Here is a 16212-nt window from a genome sequence, read left to right on the forward strand (position 1 = left end):
CCTCCGCTGGCTCAAGGGTGCCGTCAACAAAGGGCGTCCGTTGCTCCAACCCATCCCCCTGCTCACCGTTGACCCTGAACCCTGCTTTGCCTCTAAAAACGCCGAAGACCAGTACTATGACCGCATCTGGTTCTCTAGGATCCAGTCCATACGATGTCAATTGCCCCCCTGGGAGGCGGCATAAAGATGTGTCAGGCAGTCAGCATTGCGGCTTACATGGATGCTGGGCGATACGCCCCGTCCTTTAACAATACGGGGGGCAACTTAAAGATCGAAAAAGCGTTAATTAGCGTGGGTAAAAACCAGGCTTGGGTTGATGATCCTACTCCGACTGTGATTACGGCAGATAACCTGTGTCCTGTAGGAACGGATCAGCCAGGATTTCAAGCGAACTGTGATACTGCCGAATTCTTCTCTCAATTCACCTTTGAAGAGTGGGTGGAAGTGATGGAAGGTGCAGACGGTTTAGTCAGTACAGGTTCCGGCGACAGTACTAATTTAATTGCTCTGTCTGATGTGGCTAATCGCCTCAATTTTATCCTCCGAGATCGCGACTTTGGCTTTAAGAAAGGAGTACTCCAGCGGCCCTTTGATGACGCTGATCCGTCCGGGAACGCTGTGACTTGGGATAATAGCACTGGCTTGGTTGAGCCTGTAGGGCAAGGTGGTGGAAATTATGTCTACGCCACAGGCTGCGATCCCAATATTTTCTCTGGGCTAGTGGCGGGTGGTACTGGCGGTCAATCACGGGTAGCTATCGGTGGTTTGATTGGCTGTAGCGAACGGAACAGTTTGGTTTACCCCATTCGGTTTCCTTCCCTCTACTATTTGTTCCCCACCGTTAACCACGATCACAACGGCACAGGGACTCACGCTCAGCCTGCCACGGAGGAATACGTAGCCAATGCCTATGTGAAGTCTGTAAACCCCGATCAAGACGCAACCACCCCCCCAGCATCGGCTAGTACCTACACCTATCGAGTGGTGGGTACCGATCCCGTGAAAGGGGTTAGCGAGATTGCAGCGGTGCCTCGCAAAGCTGATTTAACCGATTGGGTATTGCCTGTAGCCAGCAATGTATCCCTACTCACAACCACCACCATTGATGCATCCCCCTTCCGAATCAACCGGGCGGCTCGGCAATCTGATGGAACCACAGTGAGTGTGACGGCAGCGGCGGATGTCGCTATTTTGGACAAGGGCCTTTTTGATGGCCGAGAACAACTCGCCATTCGGGTCGCCGACCTAAATATGGCCGTCTTAACCTCGACCAATGTTCCTGGCGTCACCCCCGTCGAAAAGTGGATTCCAGATACCCAGTGTATCCCCAGCGCCACCGTAGACTGCAACCTTTCTAGCGAAGGGATTGTCTACGCCTTCCGGGAAGATGCCGTGCGGGAGGACGAAATTGTGCGTCCGAAGAACGCCAATGCACTCATCAGCGGTAACACAAATAACAACTGCCTCAACATTGCCAACATCACCTTGGATAACTGCCTCATGAAGGTGACCACTCCCCAGGATCCTCCCCTCACGGCAGCAGGCATTAGCCTCAAGCCCGTAGACTATGTGGCCGACCCAGACCGCCGACCCCATGGCTTCCGTCTCCGCAACGGATCCGACATGAGCAACGGCAAAACCCGCAAGGTGGGGATGACCTTTGTCACCGACAACAGCGTCTACATCATGGGCGACTTTAACCTCCACAGCACAGCGGGCACCACAGCCACATTAATTGAGGAGTTCACCGAGAAACTTGGTGATGCTGCGTGGGTAACAGGCACACCAGGCACTGGTCAAGTCAGGTTTTATGGCCCACCACCACTAGACCCAACTGGCCCAGGACGGAAAACCCTCGATACGAATTTTGCGCGCCCAACCTTAGATACCTGGCGACCCGTGGAAATCCTATCCGATGCCTTCACGATCCTCTCCAATGATTTTCTAGACGGCTCGGTTCAAGATACTTTCACCATGCCATGGCCTACTAGTGGTGGGCCAGTGGCAACAAACACCTCCTACATGAACCAAAGCCGACCGACTACGGCACAGAATGTGAGGCGCGAAGATGGCACTTCCTCCAGCGCAGCCGCAGCCTCTCCAGTGTGGATTGACCGTAACGGCAGCGCCTGGGTTGGTAGCAATCGGGTTGAGGCGATTACAACCCTTGTCTGGAGGATTCTGACGGATACCGATAATGACCGACGCCGGAACCTCCAGGCGGTCTCTGCCCCTGTGCGGGTGAATGCGGTGCTGATTGGAGGAGTGGTGCCCAGCCGCACCAACCAGGGCTATGGTGGCTTGCCAAACTTCCCTCGCACTATTCAGAGCTGGGCCAATCAGGCGCTGATCATTAATGGGTCTTTCTTGCAGCTCAACTTCTCGACGGCCTCCAACGGCCCCTTCGAGCATGATGCTTGGGAACCTGGTGCCACCCCTGACGACGATAGCGGCACAACCGCAAACGGCCCCCAAACACGGGGCTTGGGCTACTACAGCCCTTCGCTACGGCGTTGGGGCTACGATCCAGCCTTGCTGTACTATCCCCCCGCAGCGGCCTCCCGACGCTTTGCCTCCGTGGGCAACCTGCGTAGCGAGTACTTCCGGGATCTCCCCGCCGACGATCCCTACGTTCAACTCCTGCGCTGCGCCGAAGACGGAAGCGGCAACAAGATCTTTGATGCCACCATCCAGGGCGGTCTATGTCCGGCCTAGGTTTTCCCTTCCCTAGCCCTCGCTAGGGAACCCCCCTTCCCTCACTGAGGTCGTCTACCACCATGCTGAACCCCTTCCTCCCACCCAAACGATCTCCCGCCCCGCCCAGCGCCCCCGATCAAGGGCTCACCCTGATTGAGTGCCTGGTGGCCATTGTGATGGTGGCCCTGGTGGCGGGCAGCATTGCCCCGGTGATGGTGATTTCTGTGGCCAGCCGGGTAAATAGCCAAAAAGCCGAACAAGCCCTTGGCCTCGCCCAGGCCGAAATCGAACGAACCCGCAGCCTGGTAGAACAGGGCGTCTACGCCACCGCGAACCTCCCCCCGATAGGCAGCACCGCTTCCAGCGCCGTGAAAGAAAACGAGGATATTTCCTCCGTACTTGGCCCCAACCTCAGCGTCACCAACTCCACCAACTTCGCCTTCACGGTTCCCGTAGATGTCAACGGCGATGGCACAAACGACTTTCGGGTGCAGCGGTTTCGTTCGGCGGGCTATACCCCAGCCTCAGCCAGCACCCCCATCGCCTTTAACATGGGCGTCAGAGTCTACGATATTAGTGCGACGGGCACCGGAAACCTGCCCACCGATGTCGCCTCCATTGGCCTCACAAGTGGCACGGGCGAGCGTTCCCAGCGCCCCCTCGCCGCCCTTTACACCACCATCGCCGTTGGCGATCAGGATGACTCGCTGTGTGACTTGATTCGCTACTTCAATAGCACACAAACTAGCCCCTCTGCTGCCACTGACCTAACGCTACCCCCAACCTGCGTGGCCCCCTGATTCCCCCCTGGGAATCCTCCAAACTCGTCTGACCCCGTTGCCCTATCCGTAAAGGGAATCTATACCCCATGGCTGCCCAGTCTCCCCATCCCCTCACCCGCTGGCTCTTGGGCCGTCGTCGGGCCTCTCGCCAGCAAGGCTTTACCCTCACCGAACTGCTGGTATCGCTGATTATGGGCACCCTGATCATGGGTAGCTTGCTGTATCTGGTGGTGGAACTGCTGGGGGTAAACGCCAGGGAAGAACGCCTCACCCAAGTGCAGCAAGACACCCGCCGCGCCCTAGACTACATGAGCCGCGAAGTGCGGGAAGCCGTCTTTATCTATACCAACCCTACGGCAGTGGTCAGCCAACTCACCAATGCCCCCCCCCAAAGCACCGCCGTCCTCGCCTTTTGGCACCTAAGAGACATTGAAGACCAAATCGGTGCCCTAAACGCGGACTGCACGACCTATGGCACCCCAGAACAGCGGGAACTTTGTGGCATCTTAAAACTTCGCCGCAGCGTCTATGACTTGGTAGTGTATTTTGTGCGACCCAATACAGCGGGCGATATTTGGTCTGGCCCCAATCGCATCATTCGCTACGAGCTAACGGCCTTTTCCGACCTGAGCCAGCTGACCTACACCACAGGCTACGTTGATCCGTCCCTTCCCAACAGCAACTTTGCCGCCTGGGAAAAAGCAGGCGGTGCCAGCAGTACAACCGCCACCGCTGGTACTGCGGCTGTGCTAACCGACAGCATTGATGATGATGCCAGTGCTGGGGTAGGCTGTCCGACGGGGCTCTCCCCCTCCCCCGATACCAACCCAGCCGATGGCATTGTCGATGCCAACAACTTTTTTACCTGCACGAACCCCACCGCAACGGCCAGTGATAACCAAACCCTGTATTTATTTCTACGGGGCAGCGCGGACCCAAACGACGGCAGCAGGAGCGTCACCTTTGGCCCCGTAGGAGAAGGGAGCCGCTTACCCACCCTAAACACCGAAATCCAAATTCGGGGTGTGTTACAACGTAGCGGTGGCTAAGCCGCCTGAAGGATCCCGCTGGGCCAATCCGTCGCCCAACTTGAGTTGTTATCCGGTGTTGATCATGCGATTTTTAATCCCTCCTAAAGCCAAACCAACCGCCGGGTTCACCCTGATAGAACTGCTGGTGGTCATCCTCATCATGGGCATCCTGGCCGCCATTGCCGCACCGGGCTGGCTCGGCTTCATGAACCGCCAGCGGGTGGGGGCCGTGCGTAGCGACATCGTGCAAACCCTGCGCACCGCCCAACAACAGGCCCAACAACGCCGTGCCGTCGTCACGGTGGAAGCCGCCAACGTCGATGGTCAACCCGTCCTGCGGGTGAATGGCGCGGCCCAACCCCTCGGCGGCGGCGGCATCCAAGTGGCCACCTTTAGCTTTAACCCCGCCGATGGTACCAAAAACACCACCGCCACCACCCTATCCTTCGACTACCAGGGGCTCCCCATCGGTGGAAATCTGCCCTTTGTTTTCGATATCACCGCCCCAGGGAACACCTCTCGCCAGTGTGTGCGCGTCGAAACCCTGCTGGGCAGCATCAAAACCCTCAGCGGCGCAACCTGCGATGCCTTCAGCCCCTAATCCCGCTTTGCCCAGCAACCCTATCGCCCTGCATGATGACGCCTAAACAGTCGCTTTATCAAACCATCGAAACCCTCAGCGACGCTGAGTGTCGCAAACTCCTACAGATCATCAACCAGTGGCATCAGGAGGTTGCTCCCGTCTTGGCCCAGTTAGGGGAAAACCCAACCTTCCACATTCCATCCCAGACCCTAACGGTTTTTCCTAGAAGAATACCGATCAAAGCCAGTGGCCCAACGGCTTCCGAGCAGCTCATTGAGGAACGTCGGTGAAGGTTGATTACCTGGATGCGAGTGCCTGGGTCAAGCGTTATTACCAAGAACCAGGTACCGAAGCCACCCAGGCTCTATAAAGCCTGCCCTCCCCAGAATGTTTTCGGCTGGTGTGCGCCGACAAAGAGTTGATAGAAGCCGCCCGAGGAATGGGTATAACAATCTTTAATCCAGTCGGCTAAGGGTTCTGCAAAAAATAAGGTGCCGATGGCCTCTGGGAATTGGGATTATCCCGCAGCTAGGAGCGCGGGATCTGTGGCGGGTTCCGGTGGTTGTCCTGGCTGTAGCAGGGTCAGCCGTAGGTGTTGGCGAACCTGGCGGTCTAGGTAGTGGGTTTGGAAGGTTTGCCATTGCTGCCAAGCTTGATGGCGATTGTGGGCCAGAAGCTTTCTGAGGGAAGGCATGGGATGGCGGGCCTTGGGGGTGGCCTGGGCGATAAACTCCTCTAGCACAACGCTGTCTTGGAAGGTGCCGAGGATATCTTGCATGATGCTGAGCCGTTCTAGATCCGCCTCCAGGGCATCGCCATAGAGAGGGGCCACCACCCGCAGTTGGTAGCGGACTCGTTTAATTTGCTTACGCAGGCTGTGCAGCGCATAGCTCTCCTTGGCAATTAGATCATCGACGGTGGCTGAACTGAAGGGGGAAGCCACCCATGGGCCTTGGTCAGCCCCTTGGACACCCACCCACCAGCCGGGATGCAGCCAGAGGGCGCTGATCAGCGGCAGTACCACGTCTGGCACCACATCCACCGCTGGAGCATACCCCAAGGGTTGATAGGTGGGGTGTTTGACCCAATCGCCAAGCCCCTGCTTCATGGCCTGGTAGGGCTCGCTGGCCAGGAGCTTTTTCACCTCCTTAAAGGTGTGGTGGCGGGCCTGGGTGAGGTGATCCATCGCGGCCAGGAGATCCGCCTGTTCCCCCTTCGGCAGATGGGGTAAATACTGGTGACGCAGGGTATCGCCAATCACGTCTAAATCGCGCAGATGGCCGAGCCGTCGCCCCACCTTGGCCACCCTGGGTTCTCGCCCTGCCTTGGGCAGCACAATCCCCACCTCAAACACCTGGAGGGCGGTGCGTAATTGTCGTAGCCCCACCCGCATTTGGTGTAGGTTCTCTGGGTCGGTATCTTTGAGGACCGCTGCTTCGTAGGAGGTCGCTTGGTTCAAATACTTGGCAATGGCACCCTGGGCCAACGTCCCAAAGGTTTGGCTAACCATAAATTTGCCCTCGAACAACCGCTTCGATTTCTATTGACGCTATTGATCTTAGATCTGGAGCCTGGGGGAAAGGCCCAACCGCTGTGTTTTGTAACCTTTGGTGGGGCTACCCGCCTATTTGGGGTACCCACTTAGCGACAGGTGGCCGGAATAGGGGCGCTGTAGAGTTTTACCCGATGGTTGCGGCCCCCGCTCACCGCCAGCAGACGGTTGTCCCGCAGAATCACATCCACGGTATCGATGGCTTGGCGAGATTTCCCTAGGCGGCGTTCGCTGGCAACACGGCCATCGGCCTGGATTTCCCAGAGTTTGACCTGGCCATCGTCGCCCCCGCTCACCAGGGCACAGCCGCTCTCGGTGATTGCCAGAGCACGGACAGCTTCGTCCCCATGACCATCGGCCCAGGTATAGAGGGGGCGGCAGGGGCCAGCGAGGGATCCGGGGGGGGGGCAGGTTTGCAAATCCCATAGGCTGATGCGGCCCTGGTTGTCGGCAATGGCGAGGCGGTGGGGCCGCTCGGCGGCGGTGGCGAGGCTGGTGATGTAGTCTTGGTCGCCACCACTGGCGAGATAGGGGAAGGGGATCACCTGATCCTCGGCCCAATCCCAGATCACCAGGCGGTTAAAGCGTCCGCCCACCAGCACTTGGTGATTGGGAATCAGGGCGAGGGTCTGCACCGCAAAGCCCACGTTGGCCCCTTGGACGGGCTGCACATCGCCCCTGGGGAGGCCAGACAGATCCCAGCGCTGCAAGGCACCGCTGCCGTAGCCCGTGAATAGGGTTTGGGCATCGGGGGTAAATTGCAGGTCAAACACCCGATCCCCCAGATCGTGGGCCAGCACTAGGGGCGGCTGGGACACCCGCAGGGGAATGATTTCAGTCGCACCGTTTTCGTAGCCGACGGCAATGGCATCGTTGCCCACGGGCCGATAGCGGGCCACCCGCACCGCCTTATCCTTCTGGAGGGGACGCTTCCACCGTTGCAACCGCTGACCCGCCACCGCCCAGCGCCGGACGGTTTGATCCTCGGAGGCACTCAACACCTCCGAGGCCCGACCATCGAACCGCACCATATTCACCGCCCCCCGGTGGCTGGGGGGCAACAGTCGCAACCACAGCAACAACCCGACCGCCGCCCCCAAGAGAGCCAGTTGCAGCCCCCAGTGCAGCCTGGGCTGAGATCGCACCGTTACCGTTTGGTGGTCAGGATCTAGGGGAATTTGGGGATCTGGGCGCAGGGCCGAGATCCGAAACAGGTGGGTGCGTGTCCACCCTAGCCAGGGCCGACTCACCACCACGGGCAGGGTGATCGGCACCACGGCCCCGATAGGGAGGTCGATGGGGGCTTCGGGCAGGGCAATGCGATCCGTGGGGAAGAGGGGCTGAACCCGATCATCGCCGCCCTCAAACCAGCTTCCTAGGCAAAGGCGTTCCACCACGGGGGTGATGATCTGGGGCAGGTTGCTGTGGTTGTGGAAAGTCAGGCCAATCGCCGCCGCCGTTGAGGTTGGAGTGCCTGCCGTCGGGGCCACCCCTCTCCCCCCTGGGTGGCCTTGGGGGTGGCCCTGGGGTCGCTGGCCCAGAACCATTGCCGTCATTGGCAACCCCAGCCAGGTCTCAGACATGGGCTGCTTGCCCACGTCTGGAGTGGGGGAAGGCTGCCGTCGCCGGGGGGGGCTAGCCCTGGGATACACCACCACGGGGGTGGTCAGTTCCATCTCCACCGTGCCCGCTGGCAGTACCGTAAGCTGGCTGGAAAACCGCTGGCTCACCAAGGCAGTGACGCGGGCCTCTAGGTCAAAGGGGTAGACCTGGCTGGGGGCATCGAGGGGAGCGCCAATCTGGCCTAAAAAAGTGGTCATCACCTCCCCCTGGGCAGGTACCTCTAGGCGGCGCTCCTGGCCATCGGTGAGCCAGTCCGTCGGCAACCCCTGCACCGCCAGATTAATCCGCAGGGCGCTGCGGTTAGGGTTAAACAGCCGCACCGGAATTTCAAGCCTTGTCTGGGGAAGCACCGTCAACTGCGGGCTCAAGATGTCGATCTGGGGTGGACTGATGCCGCTGCCCTCAATCACCAGGGTCAGCACCTGGCGATCCTCCTGGCGCAAATCCACCGAAAAGACCCGCACCGTCAGGGTCATCGACCCCACAAAGCCACCCCGCACCGGGGGCACATCCAGCACCGTCACCCTAAACTGGGTACGATCTCCGGGGGGAATTTTGGCCGACAAATCTGGAGCCTGCTGATACCAAGCATGGCTGGCCCCCGCCTCCACCCCCGCCGCCAACACTTCGAGCTGAAAGGCGGCAAAGGTATCACTTTGGTTCACGATCTGCACCGCAAAGGTGGGGGGCGCTTGCCCCGGCTTAAAATGCAACACCGAGGGAGAAAGCTGGGTTGTGAGCAGGGTGGCCATGGGTGGAAATCAACCGGGAAACAAGATCGCAAGTTGGGCTTGGCAGCCCACCCTACAGGTCTAGGCGCTCGTAGATGCTGTCTAGGCTGGGGGCGGTGGGGCTAGGATCGGGCAGGGCGGTGATCGCCCACTGTCGCCGCTGCCATGCAAAATGCAGCAGATTAATCCCGAATTCCTGGGCACTACGCAGGCTATCGCGGGGCATAAATTGGGTTTTGGGGCCACCCCAGGTCGCCGTCAACTCACCCACCACTACCACCACCCAGCCCCAGTTAAACAGCGCCAAGGGTTGCGGGTGCAGGCTCAGCCCCTGACCAAAGGCAAAGGGCTGACGACGGAGGGGATGGGCTTGGGACACCAGGCCAGCCAGGGGCCACTGGGGTTGAGACACCTCGGTGGCAGTGGATCCTTCCCCCAGAGAAGGGGCTAGGACGGGCCGTAGGTATTGGGCCAGTTCTAGGATCAAGCAGCGCTCTAGCTCGGCCTGTTCGTGGCAAAGGGTGTTAAACATGGCAGGGTCGGCCACGGTGGCAGGCTTGCAGAGCACCTTGACTACCTCCGTCCACACCTGGAAAATTTCCGCCAAGGGCGTCCCGGTGGGGGGCACCTCAATCAACAGCGTGCCACCCCCGGCCCCAAAGGTTTGCAGTAGCGCGATCTCTGCCTCAGCCAAGGTCTGGCTGTCGCCATAGGTAAGGTGCAGCAGGTGGTAGGCTTGCAAATCGGCAGGTGTGAGGGCCAACCCCTGACCTAGGCACAGGGGCACCGGGCGCACTTCCCCTCGCAGGCTGGGATACAGCCCTGGCAGAGCCGCCACTAACCCTTGCAGCGCCGCCTCCAAATCCAGTTGGGGTTGGGGGGCCAGGGTGAGGTAGCCCAGGGTGATCGATCCGAGGGGGTGGGTCTGGGCGAGGGGCCGATAGCGCCAGTCTAGTTCGTTGGCCGCTGGGGCAAAGCCATTGTGGGGCCGGGTGATGGGGCCATCCCCCGGCAACAGCACCAGGCGGCACAGTTCAATTTCTCCCTCCACGGGCGACGAGTTCTTCTCCTCCAGCCGAAAGGTTTCTTGTACCACATGGGTTCCGGTGCGGGGTTCCAACTGGTCAGGATCGACAAACTTCAGTACCAGGTAGACCAAAACAGCCTCCGTGGTGGGCTGGGCGGCGATGCGGTAGGTAATGGGCTGAGGCACCACAATCGGGTTGCCCTGGGCGTCTATCGCCACACCGGGCTGCACCTGCAACCAGCGCCCATCCCGATAGGCATTCGCCACCTGGGCCGGAGCCTCCGTGGGGCATACCCCCAACCCGCTGACAATGCCCCCCTGGTGAAACGCCTGAAAATGCAAATTCTGCCGCTGCCGATGGTACTGGTGGGCCACCTGCCAACGCTCGGCGGTGACCAGCAGGCCATCGCTGACCTGAAGGCGTTGAAGGGGGTGGCGGGGGGGTGGGGGAATCATGGAGGTGGGGAGGGGGTTACGGGTTATCGGGGGCTGGTAGGGGCGGGGTCTCCCCACCCAACCGGGGGATGCCTGGGTAGGGCGGGATAGGGCTGATAGGGGTGTCCATTGACCCAGCGACCTAGGGCGGTGGCTCAACGATTAAATCGTAGGTACAGAAGGCGGGTTTTTCTTGGCGAATGATTCGGTGGACGAGGGCGGTGTCGATGGCCTGGTGGGGGTCGGGGCGGAGGTGAATGGCAAAATGGAAGGGCTGGCTACCGCCCAGGCTGGTGTCTTCTCCCAGGCGGGCTTCGCCGAGGATGAGACCCTGGCTGAAGGTTTCGTGGATGCCGATATGCTTGTCGGCCTCGCGGCTGAGGTGGTCGTCGAGGGGGAGGCCCGTAGCCAGGTGGAGGTAAAACCGCAACCCGCGACGGGTGCCGCGCCAGCGATAGATTTGCAGGGCGTGACGAATTAAAAACCGCTGACGGCGAGGATCGAGGGGAACCTCAAAATTCCAGCCGACCCAGTGGGTCAGAAAGGGCAGCAGGGCTTGGGGGGCGGTGAGGGGATCGAGGTAGGCCCAGAGGCTATCCAGGGCGTTGACGGTGGGCTCGAAGGTTTGCTCGAAGACCTGCAAAAAGCGGCCCACAAAGTCGATTTCGCGGTATAAGTCGGGCAAAAAGTCTAAATACAGACTGCGGGGGCGCAGAACCACCTGAAAATCCCGATGTTCTAGGGTGCGCCCCCCGGTGGCGGGGTTGAGGCTGAGCGCGGTGAGGCGACCGCGATAGTCGAGGCGTAGGGGCAGTTGTTCGGCGGTGTAGGCTTGCTCTAAATAATCCGCAGGCAAGGTGAAATACAGCACACCCTCCAACGTCTGTCCCGGTCGTACCTCGGAACCTTCCGCCCGGAATTGGCACCAGTCCGCCGGAAAATCCCCCTGCACCTGGTACTGAAGCTGAAGCGGTTCTCGGCTTTGGTTGTGGACTTGAATCACCAGCTCGCTCGATTCGCCAGGATAAAGCACCAGGCTAGGCACACTGGGGGCACGGATATCCCTAGGCCGACTGCCCGTTAGCCCCTGGGCCAATTCCGACCCATTGGGCACCGCTTCGGGCACCTGCATGGGCGTCAACACGAGGCTGATGTCGGTGGTGGATCGGGCTTGGGTCATCGGGAAGAGGGAGAAATCATAGGAGGCTGATGACGTGGCTGGAACGGAGGGCGTTATCGGCCCAGGAGCAGATCAGCCCCTGGGGGCCGGGGGTAACGATGTTGTTGGGGGCCAGGGTGCGAATCCAGCGGTCGTCCTGTTGCCGCAGTTCAAACAGCAGCACGGTGCCCAGGTAGCGGACGCCGTCGTGGCCCTGCACCAGGCTAATGATATCGGAGGGATACAGCGGCGCACCAAAGGGCCAGCCCTTGCCGTTGGGGCCACCCGTGAGCGGATTGAGGAAACGGTAGAGGGCAGTGCGAAGGCGAGAGAGGGTTTGGGTTTGAGCCTGGGGGTTGGCATATTCCGGGGCAAGGCCCACTTCAAGCTGGACGGCTACGCCCACATAGTCGGGTTCGCCCAGGGCCACTTGCACCCCCAGCAAACGGCGTTCGTCTAAAAACGACAGAATTTGCTGGCGTAGGGTGGGGGTGAGGGCCAGGGCGTTGGGATGGAGGCCCACTTCCCGCTCGATGCCCTCCGTATTACCCTGGGGCACCACGAGCACTTCCACCAGGCCAGGGGTGGTGCTGGGGGGGCAGAGGGTGCGGGCGACGGCTCCCTGTCCGGCTTGTTCGGTGAGGGCTTCAAAGTCTTCGGGGGTAACGGCCCGATCCCGCGTGCGCAGAAACCGGGGCACCCGCAGCACGGCTTCCTCTAGGGATTCGGCATCGGCCCCGTGGCGGGCAGGAATGTGGTTGGTGACTTGGGCCACGTAGGGCACAGCGGTTTTAACGACACGCAGGGTGTGGCGCTGCACGTTGCCCCGCTGACCGCCCCCGGTGCGGTAGGAGACCATCTTAAACACCGATCCCCTGGGGGGAATCGCCCCATACTGCCGTTCCAAAACGCTGGTTTGGGTAGAGCTTTGGGGGCTGGCCTGGACGGCGAGGAGAGTATCGCGGGTTTGGCGGCGAGAACGCTCGTAGATGTCCTCCTTAATCTGGCCCGGTTCGCGCACGAGGGGGCCAAACTGCAACCGTCCGGTGAGGGAATCGAGGGTGTAGTGGTAGTCGTTGGGGCCAGAGTCGGCAAAGTCGCTCACCTCCTGCCAAAGCTGGGGTAGGCCATCGGGGGGCAGCACCAGCAATTGTTCCCCTGGCAGACGCGGCAGCACGGGTGGCCCCTGGAGTTGCACCGTTTGCCCCGGTTGGCCGTTACTTTCCCCCAGCAGTTCTTCGTGGATGGTCTGGCACTGGCTGACATCAATGGTGCCGCCGATGGAACGTACATCCACCCGCACCAGTCGAGGAGAGCTACTGTAGCGACTTTGGTAAATCTCCGAGTCGATGCAAACACAGCGCATCCAGCGGCCCTGGTAGGAACCAAACTGGGCCACCGGGAACCGCTGGGGCAGGTGCAAAATCACGTCGGCGGTGTGAAGGGTGTTGCCGCCACCGAGTTCGTGGAAGCTAAAGCCACGGGTTTGGTCGTCCCCTTCGGCCAGCAAAATCGGCACCCACTGTTCGCCATCCCAGGCTTCCCAACGGCGGGGCGGATGGTCGGGGTTGATGCCCGTAGACGTAGCCGCTTCGCCAGACAGCGTTAGAGCCAAAACGTTGCCCTCGGTGGGTTGCGCCCCATCCAACACCAGGTAAAAACTATTGCCGGGACGGGGTTGCTCGTTAAAAATGCTCTGTTCCCGCCCCTCCCAGCGCCCGTCCGATTGCCGCGTCCACAAATTCGCAAAGGGGTTGGTCAACAGACTGGGCAGTGGATCGTCCCGGTCAGCCGTCAGCAGGTGGTTGATCTCCGGCAACCCAATGGCCAGGGGCCGATCCGTGCTAAACACCACCGCCTCATCGGTTTCCGTGCGCTCCGTGGCCACCTCCACCCCCGCCGGAATGTGATATACCTGGGGCAAACTCGCCGCCAAATAAAACGTCACCTCCGTGCGGGCCGGGGCCGGGGGCTGAAGCCGAATCCCCAGCATCTCCAAAAAGGCCACATAGTTGCGGCGGGGCACCTGGTTAAACCGCATCAACATCTGGTCGGTCAACCAGGCAAACAGTTCCACCATGGTTACCCCAGGGTCGCTGGGGTTGTAGTTCGTCCACTCTGGGCAGTAGCGGGGAATGCGCAGCAAACACTCATCTACCAGGTCTTGGTAGGCCCGGTCGTCTAGGTTCGACTTCGGCAACTGAGGCAGAAAATTAAAGTCCACAGGGTTCCACCTCCTACTCCGGCGGCATCAAATAAAAGGGATAGACCACACTACGACGCTGGTGGGTCTCCTTAGCGCGGTAGAGAATCACAATGTTCACCCGCCCGTTCTCCAAATCCGGTTCCGCCAACACCTGATCCAGCACAATGCGCGGCTCCCAACGTTCCAGCGCCTCCTGCACATGCAGCCGAATCATCAGCAACGTGTCGGTGTTCATGGGGGCAAAGGTCATCTCCGCCAGCCGACAACCATACTCAGGCCGATACACCCGTTCCCCAATCCGCGTCCGCAACAGCACCCGAATCGACTCCATCAAATTCTGATCCGCCGCACTCAGTTGCAGCCCCCCCTGCACCGTCGTCCGCACCGGAAAGGCCCATCCCTGCCCCACATGGGCCGCTGACTTGGTTTCGTTGAATGCTCCTGCCATGGTTCTGACGCCGCCCTTTCCCTCACGCTAGGGCTACGATACCGAGTGGATCACCCGATAGCCATTGGCCAAAGGTCGAATCCCCAGCCTCAGCCGCTCTGCTGCCATGGCAGGCTAAACCGGGTGGGAACGGCGGTGGTCAACGTCGGTAAAGCCCTAGGCTTGCCACTGGATGAGTTAACGCTTTGATACGAAATATTGCGGTGCATCTAGAAATCCCCTAGGGCTTAAGACTAGGCAGGCAGATCTGAGCAAATGGGTTAGAAATGGGGAGACTCCCCTAGGTTCTGGTTTGCATGGATAGCGCGGATTGCCAACGGATAGACGCCTTTTTGGCCAAGTGGCTCGACTCTGAGGGCAACGAGCAGGCCAATTACCAAAGTTTTCTGGGCGATCTGTGTAAAGCCTTGGGGGTAGAGCCGCCGCCACCGAAGGGCAAGGTACCGGGGGATCCCTACTGTTTTGAGAAAGCCATCAAGGCTTATAGCGAAAAAGGCCCAAGCTCGAAAAAGGCCGATTTCTACAAGGAAGGCTTTTTTCTAATCGAGACCAAGCGGGGTAGTATCACGTCCAACAAAGGGCACGGGAAGCGAGGCACAAAAAGTTATCGAGATGCGATGCAAGGAGCCTTTAACCAGGCTCGCCAGTATATTCAACTCTTAGATGCTCCAACCAAGCCACCTTTCTTGATAACCTGCGACATCGGCTCCCACTTCGAGATTTGGGAAGGCTTTAGTGGGGAATATGGCAGCTATGGGGCACGACAGCGCGTCAACCTAGCCGACCTGAAAGAGCCGGAGGTGTTTGATCGCTTTGTCAAAATTTTCACCGATCCGCAAGCCTTAAACCCAGAAAAGTATCGGGCACGAGTCACCAGAGAGGTGGCCGCAGAGTTAGCGACCCTGTCTCGATGGCTGGAGCAACAGGGGCATGACCCGCAAGACACCGCCAACTTCCTGATGCGCTGCATTTTTACGATGTTTGCGGAGGATGTGGAATTGCTGAAGGGCGAAGTCTTCACCAAGGCGTTACGGGATCGCTGGATTCCGCACCCTGAGACCTTTCAGTCGGAGATTGAAGCCCTCTGGCAGACGATGAACACCGGGGGCAGCTTTGGTTTTGAGCGGGTGTTGCGGTTCAATGGCAGTTTTTTTGAGAATGCCACGGCCATTCCGTTGCCCAGGTCGCAGCTTGAGGTGCTGTATGCGGCGGCGGCGAAGGATTGGAGCCAGGTGGAACCCGCCATTTTTGGCACGTTGCTAGAGCGGGCGTTGGAGAAGAAGGAACGCAGCCGCCTGGGTGCCCACTATACGCCCCGTTCCTATGTGGAACGGTTGGTGCGTCCGGTGGTGATGGAGCCGTTGCGCCAGGAGTGGGATGAGATTGAAATTGAGCTAAAACGCCTGCTAGAGCCGGAACCGGGGAAGGAGGAACCCACCCCCGCCCAACGCAAGAAGGCGGCGCAGGAAATTGAAGCCTTTTTGAAGCAGCTACGGGAGATCAAAATTCTCGATCCGGCTTGTGGGACGGGCAATTTTTTGTATGTGGCGCTGGATTTGGCACTGGTCATTTAAAGGATGATGGCTAGAATGTAGGAGTAGAGCGTCATTGGCCTATGCGTTGCCCTCATTGCCAGAGCGAAACCGTCGTCAAGAATGGAACCCGTCGTCTGCACGATAACCAGATCGTGCAGTACTATCGCTGCCGAAGTTGCCTGCACACCTTTAACGAACGCACCGGAACCCCGATGGGTCGCCTGAGGACGCCCTCTACCGTGGTTGAATACGCCCTCAATAGCCGTAGCGAAGGGATGGGAGTGCGGGCGACGGGCCGAGTGTACCACAAGTCCCATGCCACGATTCTACGGTGGGAAGAACGGTTAGCGCGACAGGGTGAGGCGTGGTCACCGCCTGCGCCTGAGGGGAGTGAGGTGACGTT

Annotated in this window: 13 protein-coding genes and 1 pseudogene; 8 read left to right on the forward strand and 6 right to left on the reverse strand. The window is 59.8% G+C overall.

The features are described 5' to 3' along the window. The 6 genes from H6G62_RS22950 to H6G62_RS22975 all read left to right on the forward strand — a co-directional run. A partial coding sequence (locus H6G62_RS22950) for a hypothetical protein (RefSeq protein WP_190492888.1) occupies positions 1-184 on the forward strand: 184 nt, incomplete at its 5' end. 2 nt (positions 185-186) lie between these two features. Further along, positions 187-2715 carry a hypothetical protein gene (locus tag H6G62_RS22955; protein WP_190499537.1) on the forward strand — a complete coding sequence of 843 codons (2529 nt, stop codon included), beginning with the start codon at positions 187-189 and terminating at the stop codon, positions 2713-2715. Between the two features lie 62 nt (positions 2716-2777). After that, positions 2778-3497 (forward strand): type II secretion system protein, encoded by a 720-nt coding sequence (locus H6G62_RS22960; protein WP_190499539.1) that lies wholly within the window; start codon positions 2778-2780, stop codon positions 3495-3497. 68 nt (positions 3498-3565) lie between these two features. Continuing rightward, the gene (locus tag H6G62_RS22965; RefSeq protein ID WP_190499542.1) at positions 3566-4528 is read left to right on the forward strand and encodes a prepilin-type N-terminal cleavage/methylation domain-containing protein; all 963 of its coding nucleotides are present in this window, start codon (positions 3566-3568) and stop codon (positions 4526-4528) included. A gap of 64 nt (positions 4529-4592) precedes the next feature. Beyond that, entirely contained in the window at positions 4593-5111 is a 519-nt protein-coding gene (locus H6G62_RS22970; RefSeq protein WP_190499544.1) for a GspH/FimT family pseudopilin, read from the forward strand. A 32-nt stretch (positions 5112-5143) separates the two neighbouring features. Further along, positions 5144-5383 (forward strand): hypothetical protein, encoded by a 240-nt coding sequence (locus H6G62_RS22975; protein ID WP_190499546.1) that lies wholly within the window; start codon positions 5144-5146, stop codon positions 5381-5383. 227 nt (positions 5384-5610) lie between these two features. On the opposite strand, the gene H6G62_RS22980 is transcribed toward H6G62_RS22975, so the two are convergent. The 6 genes from H6G62_RS22980 to H6G62_RS23005 all read right to left on the reverse strand — a co-directional run bounded on the left by H6G62_RS22980 (position 5611) and on the right by H6G62_RS23005 (position 14274). Then, positions 5611-6603 (reverse strand): CHAD domain-containing protein, encoded by a 993-nt coding sequence (locus H6G62_RS22980; RefSeq protein ID WP_190499548.1) that lies wholly within the window; start codon positions 6601-6603, stop codon positions 5611-5613. 131 nt (positions 6604-6734) lie between these two features. After that, complete coding sequence (locus H6G62_RS22985) at positions 6735-9020, reverse strand: hypothetical protein (RefSeq protein WP_190499550.1); 2286 nt, start codon at positions 9018-9020, stop codon at positions 6735-6737. 52 nt (positions 9021-9072) lie between these two features. Beyond that, positions 9073-10482 carry a hypothetical protein gene (locus H6G62_RS22990; RefSeq protein ID WP_190499552.1) on the reverse strand — a complete coding sequence of 470 codons (1410 nt, stop codon included), beginning with the start codon at positions 10480-10482 and terminating at the stop codon, positions 9073-9075. A gap of 121 nt (positions 10483-10603) precedes the next feature. Beyond that, entirely contained in the window at positions 10604-11641 is a 1038-nt protein-coding gene (locus H6G62_RS22995) for a phage tail protein (RefSeq protein ID WP_190499554.1), read from the reverse strand. Positions 11642-11657: 16 nt separating this feature from the next. Then, on the reverse strand, positions 11658-13844 hold the full coding sequence (locus H6G62_RS23000) for a putative baseplate assembly protein (RefSeq protein ID WP_190499556.1): 2187 nt from the start codon (positions 13842-13844) through the stop codon (positions 11658-11660). Positions 13845-13857: 13 nt separating this feature from the next. Beyond that, positions 13858-14274: a GPW/gp25 family protein gene (locus H6G62_RS23005; protein ID WP_190499558.1), complete on the reverse strand. Its 417-nt coding sequence runs from the start codon at positions 14272-14274 to the stop codon at positions 13858-13860. A 296-nt stretch (positions 14275-14570) separates the two neighbouring features. Here H6G62_RS23005 and H6G62_RS23010 point away from each other — a divergent pair, with 296 nt between their 5' ends. After that, positions 14571-15848 (forward strand): type IIL restriction-modification enzyme MmeI, encoded by a 1278-nt coding sequence (locus H6G62_RS23010; RefSeq protein WP_190499560.1) that lies wholly within the window; start codon positions 14571-14573, stop codon positions 15846-15848. A 41-nt stretch (positions 15849-15889) separates the two neighbouring features. Beyond that, a pseudogene (locus tag H6G62_RS23015) lies at positions 15890-16212 on the forward strand (IS1 family transposase); the annotation flags it as partial.

The sequence above is a fragment of the Phormidium sp. FACHB-1136 genome (assembly GCF_014697375.1).
In the GTDB taxonomy this organism is placed as follows: domain Bacteria; phylum Cyanobacteriota; class Cyanobacteriia; order Phormidesmidales; family Phormidesmidaceae; genus Nodosilinea.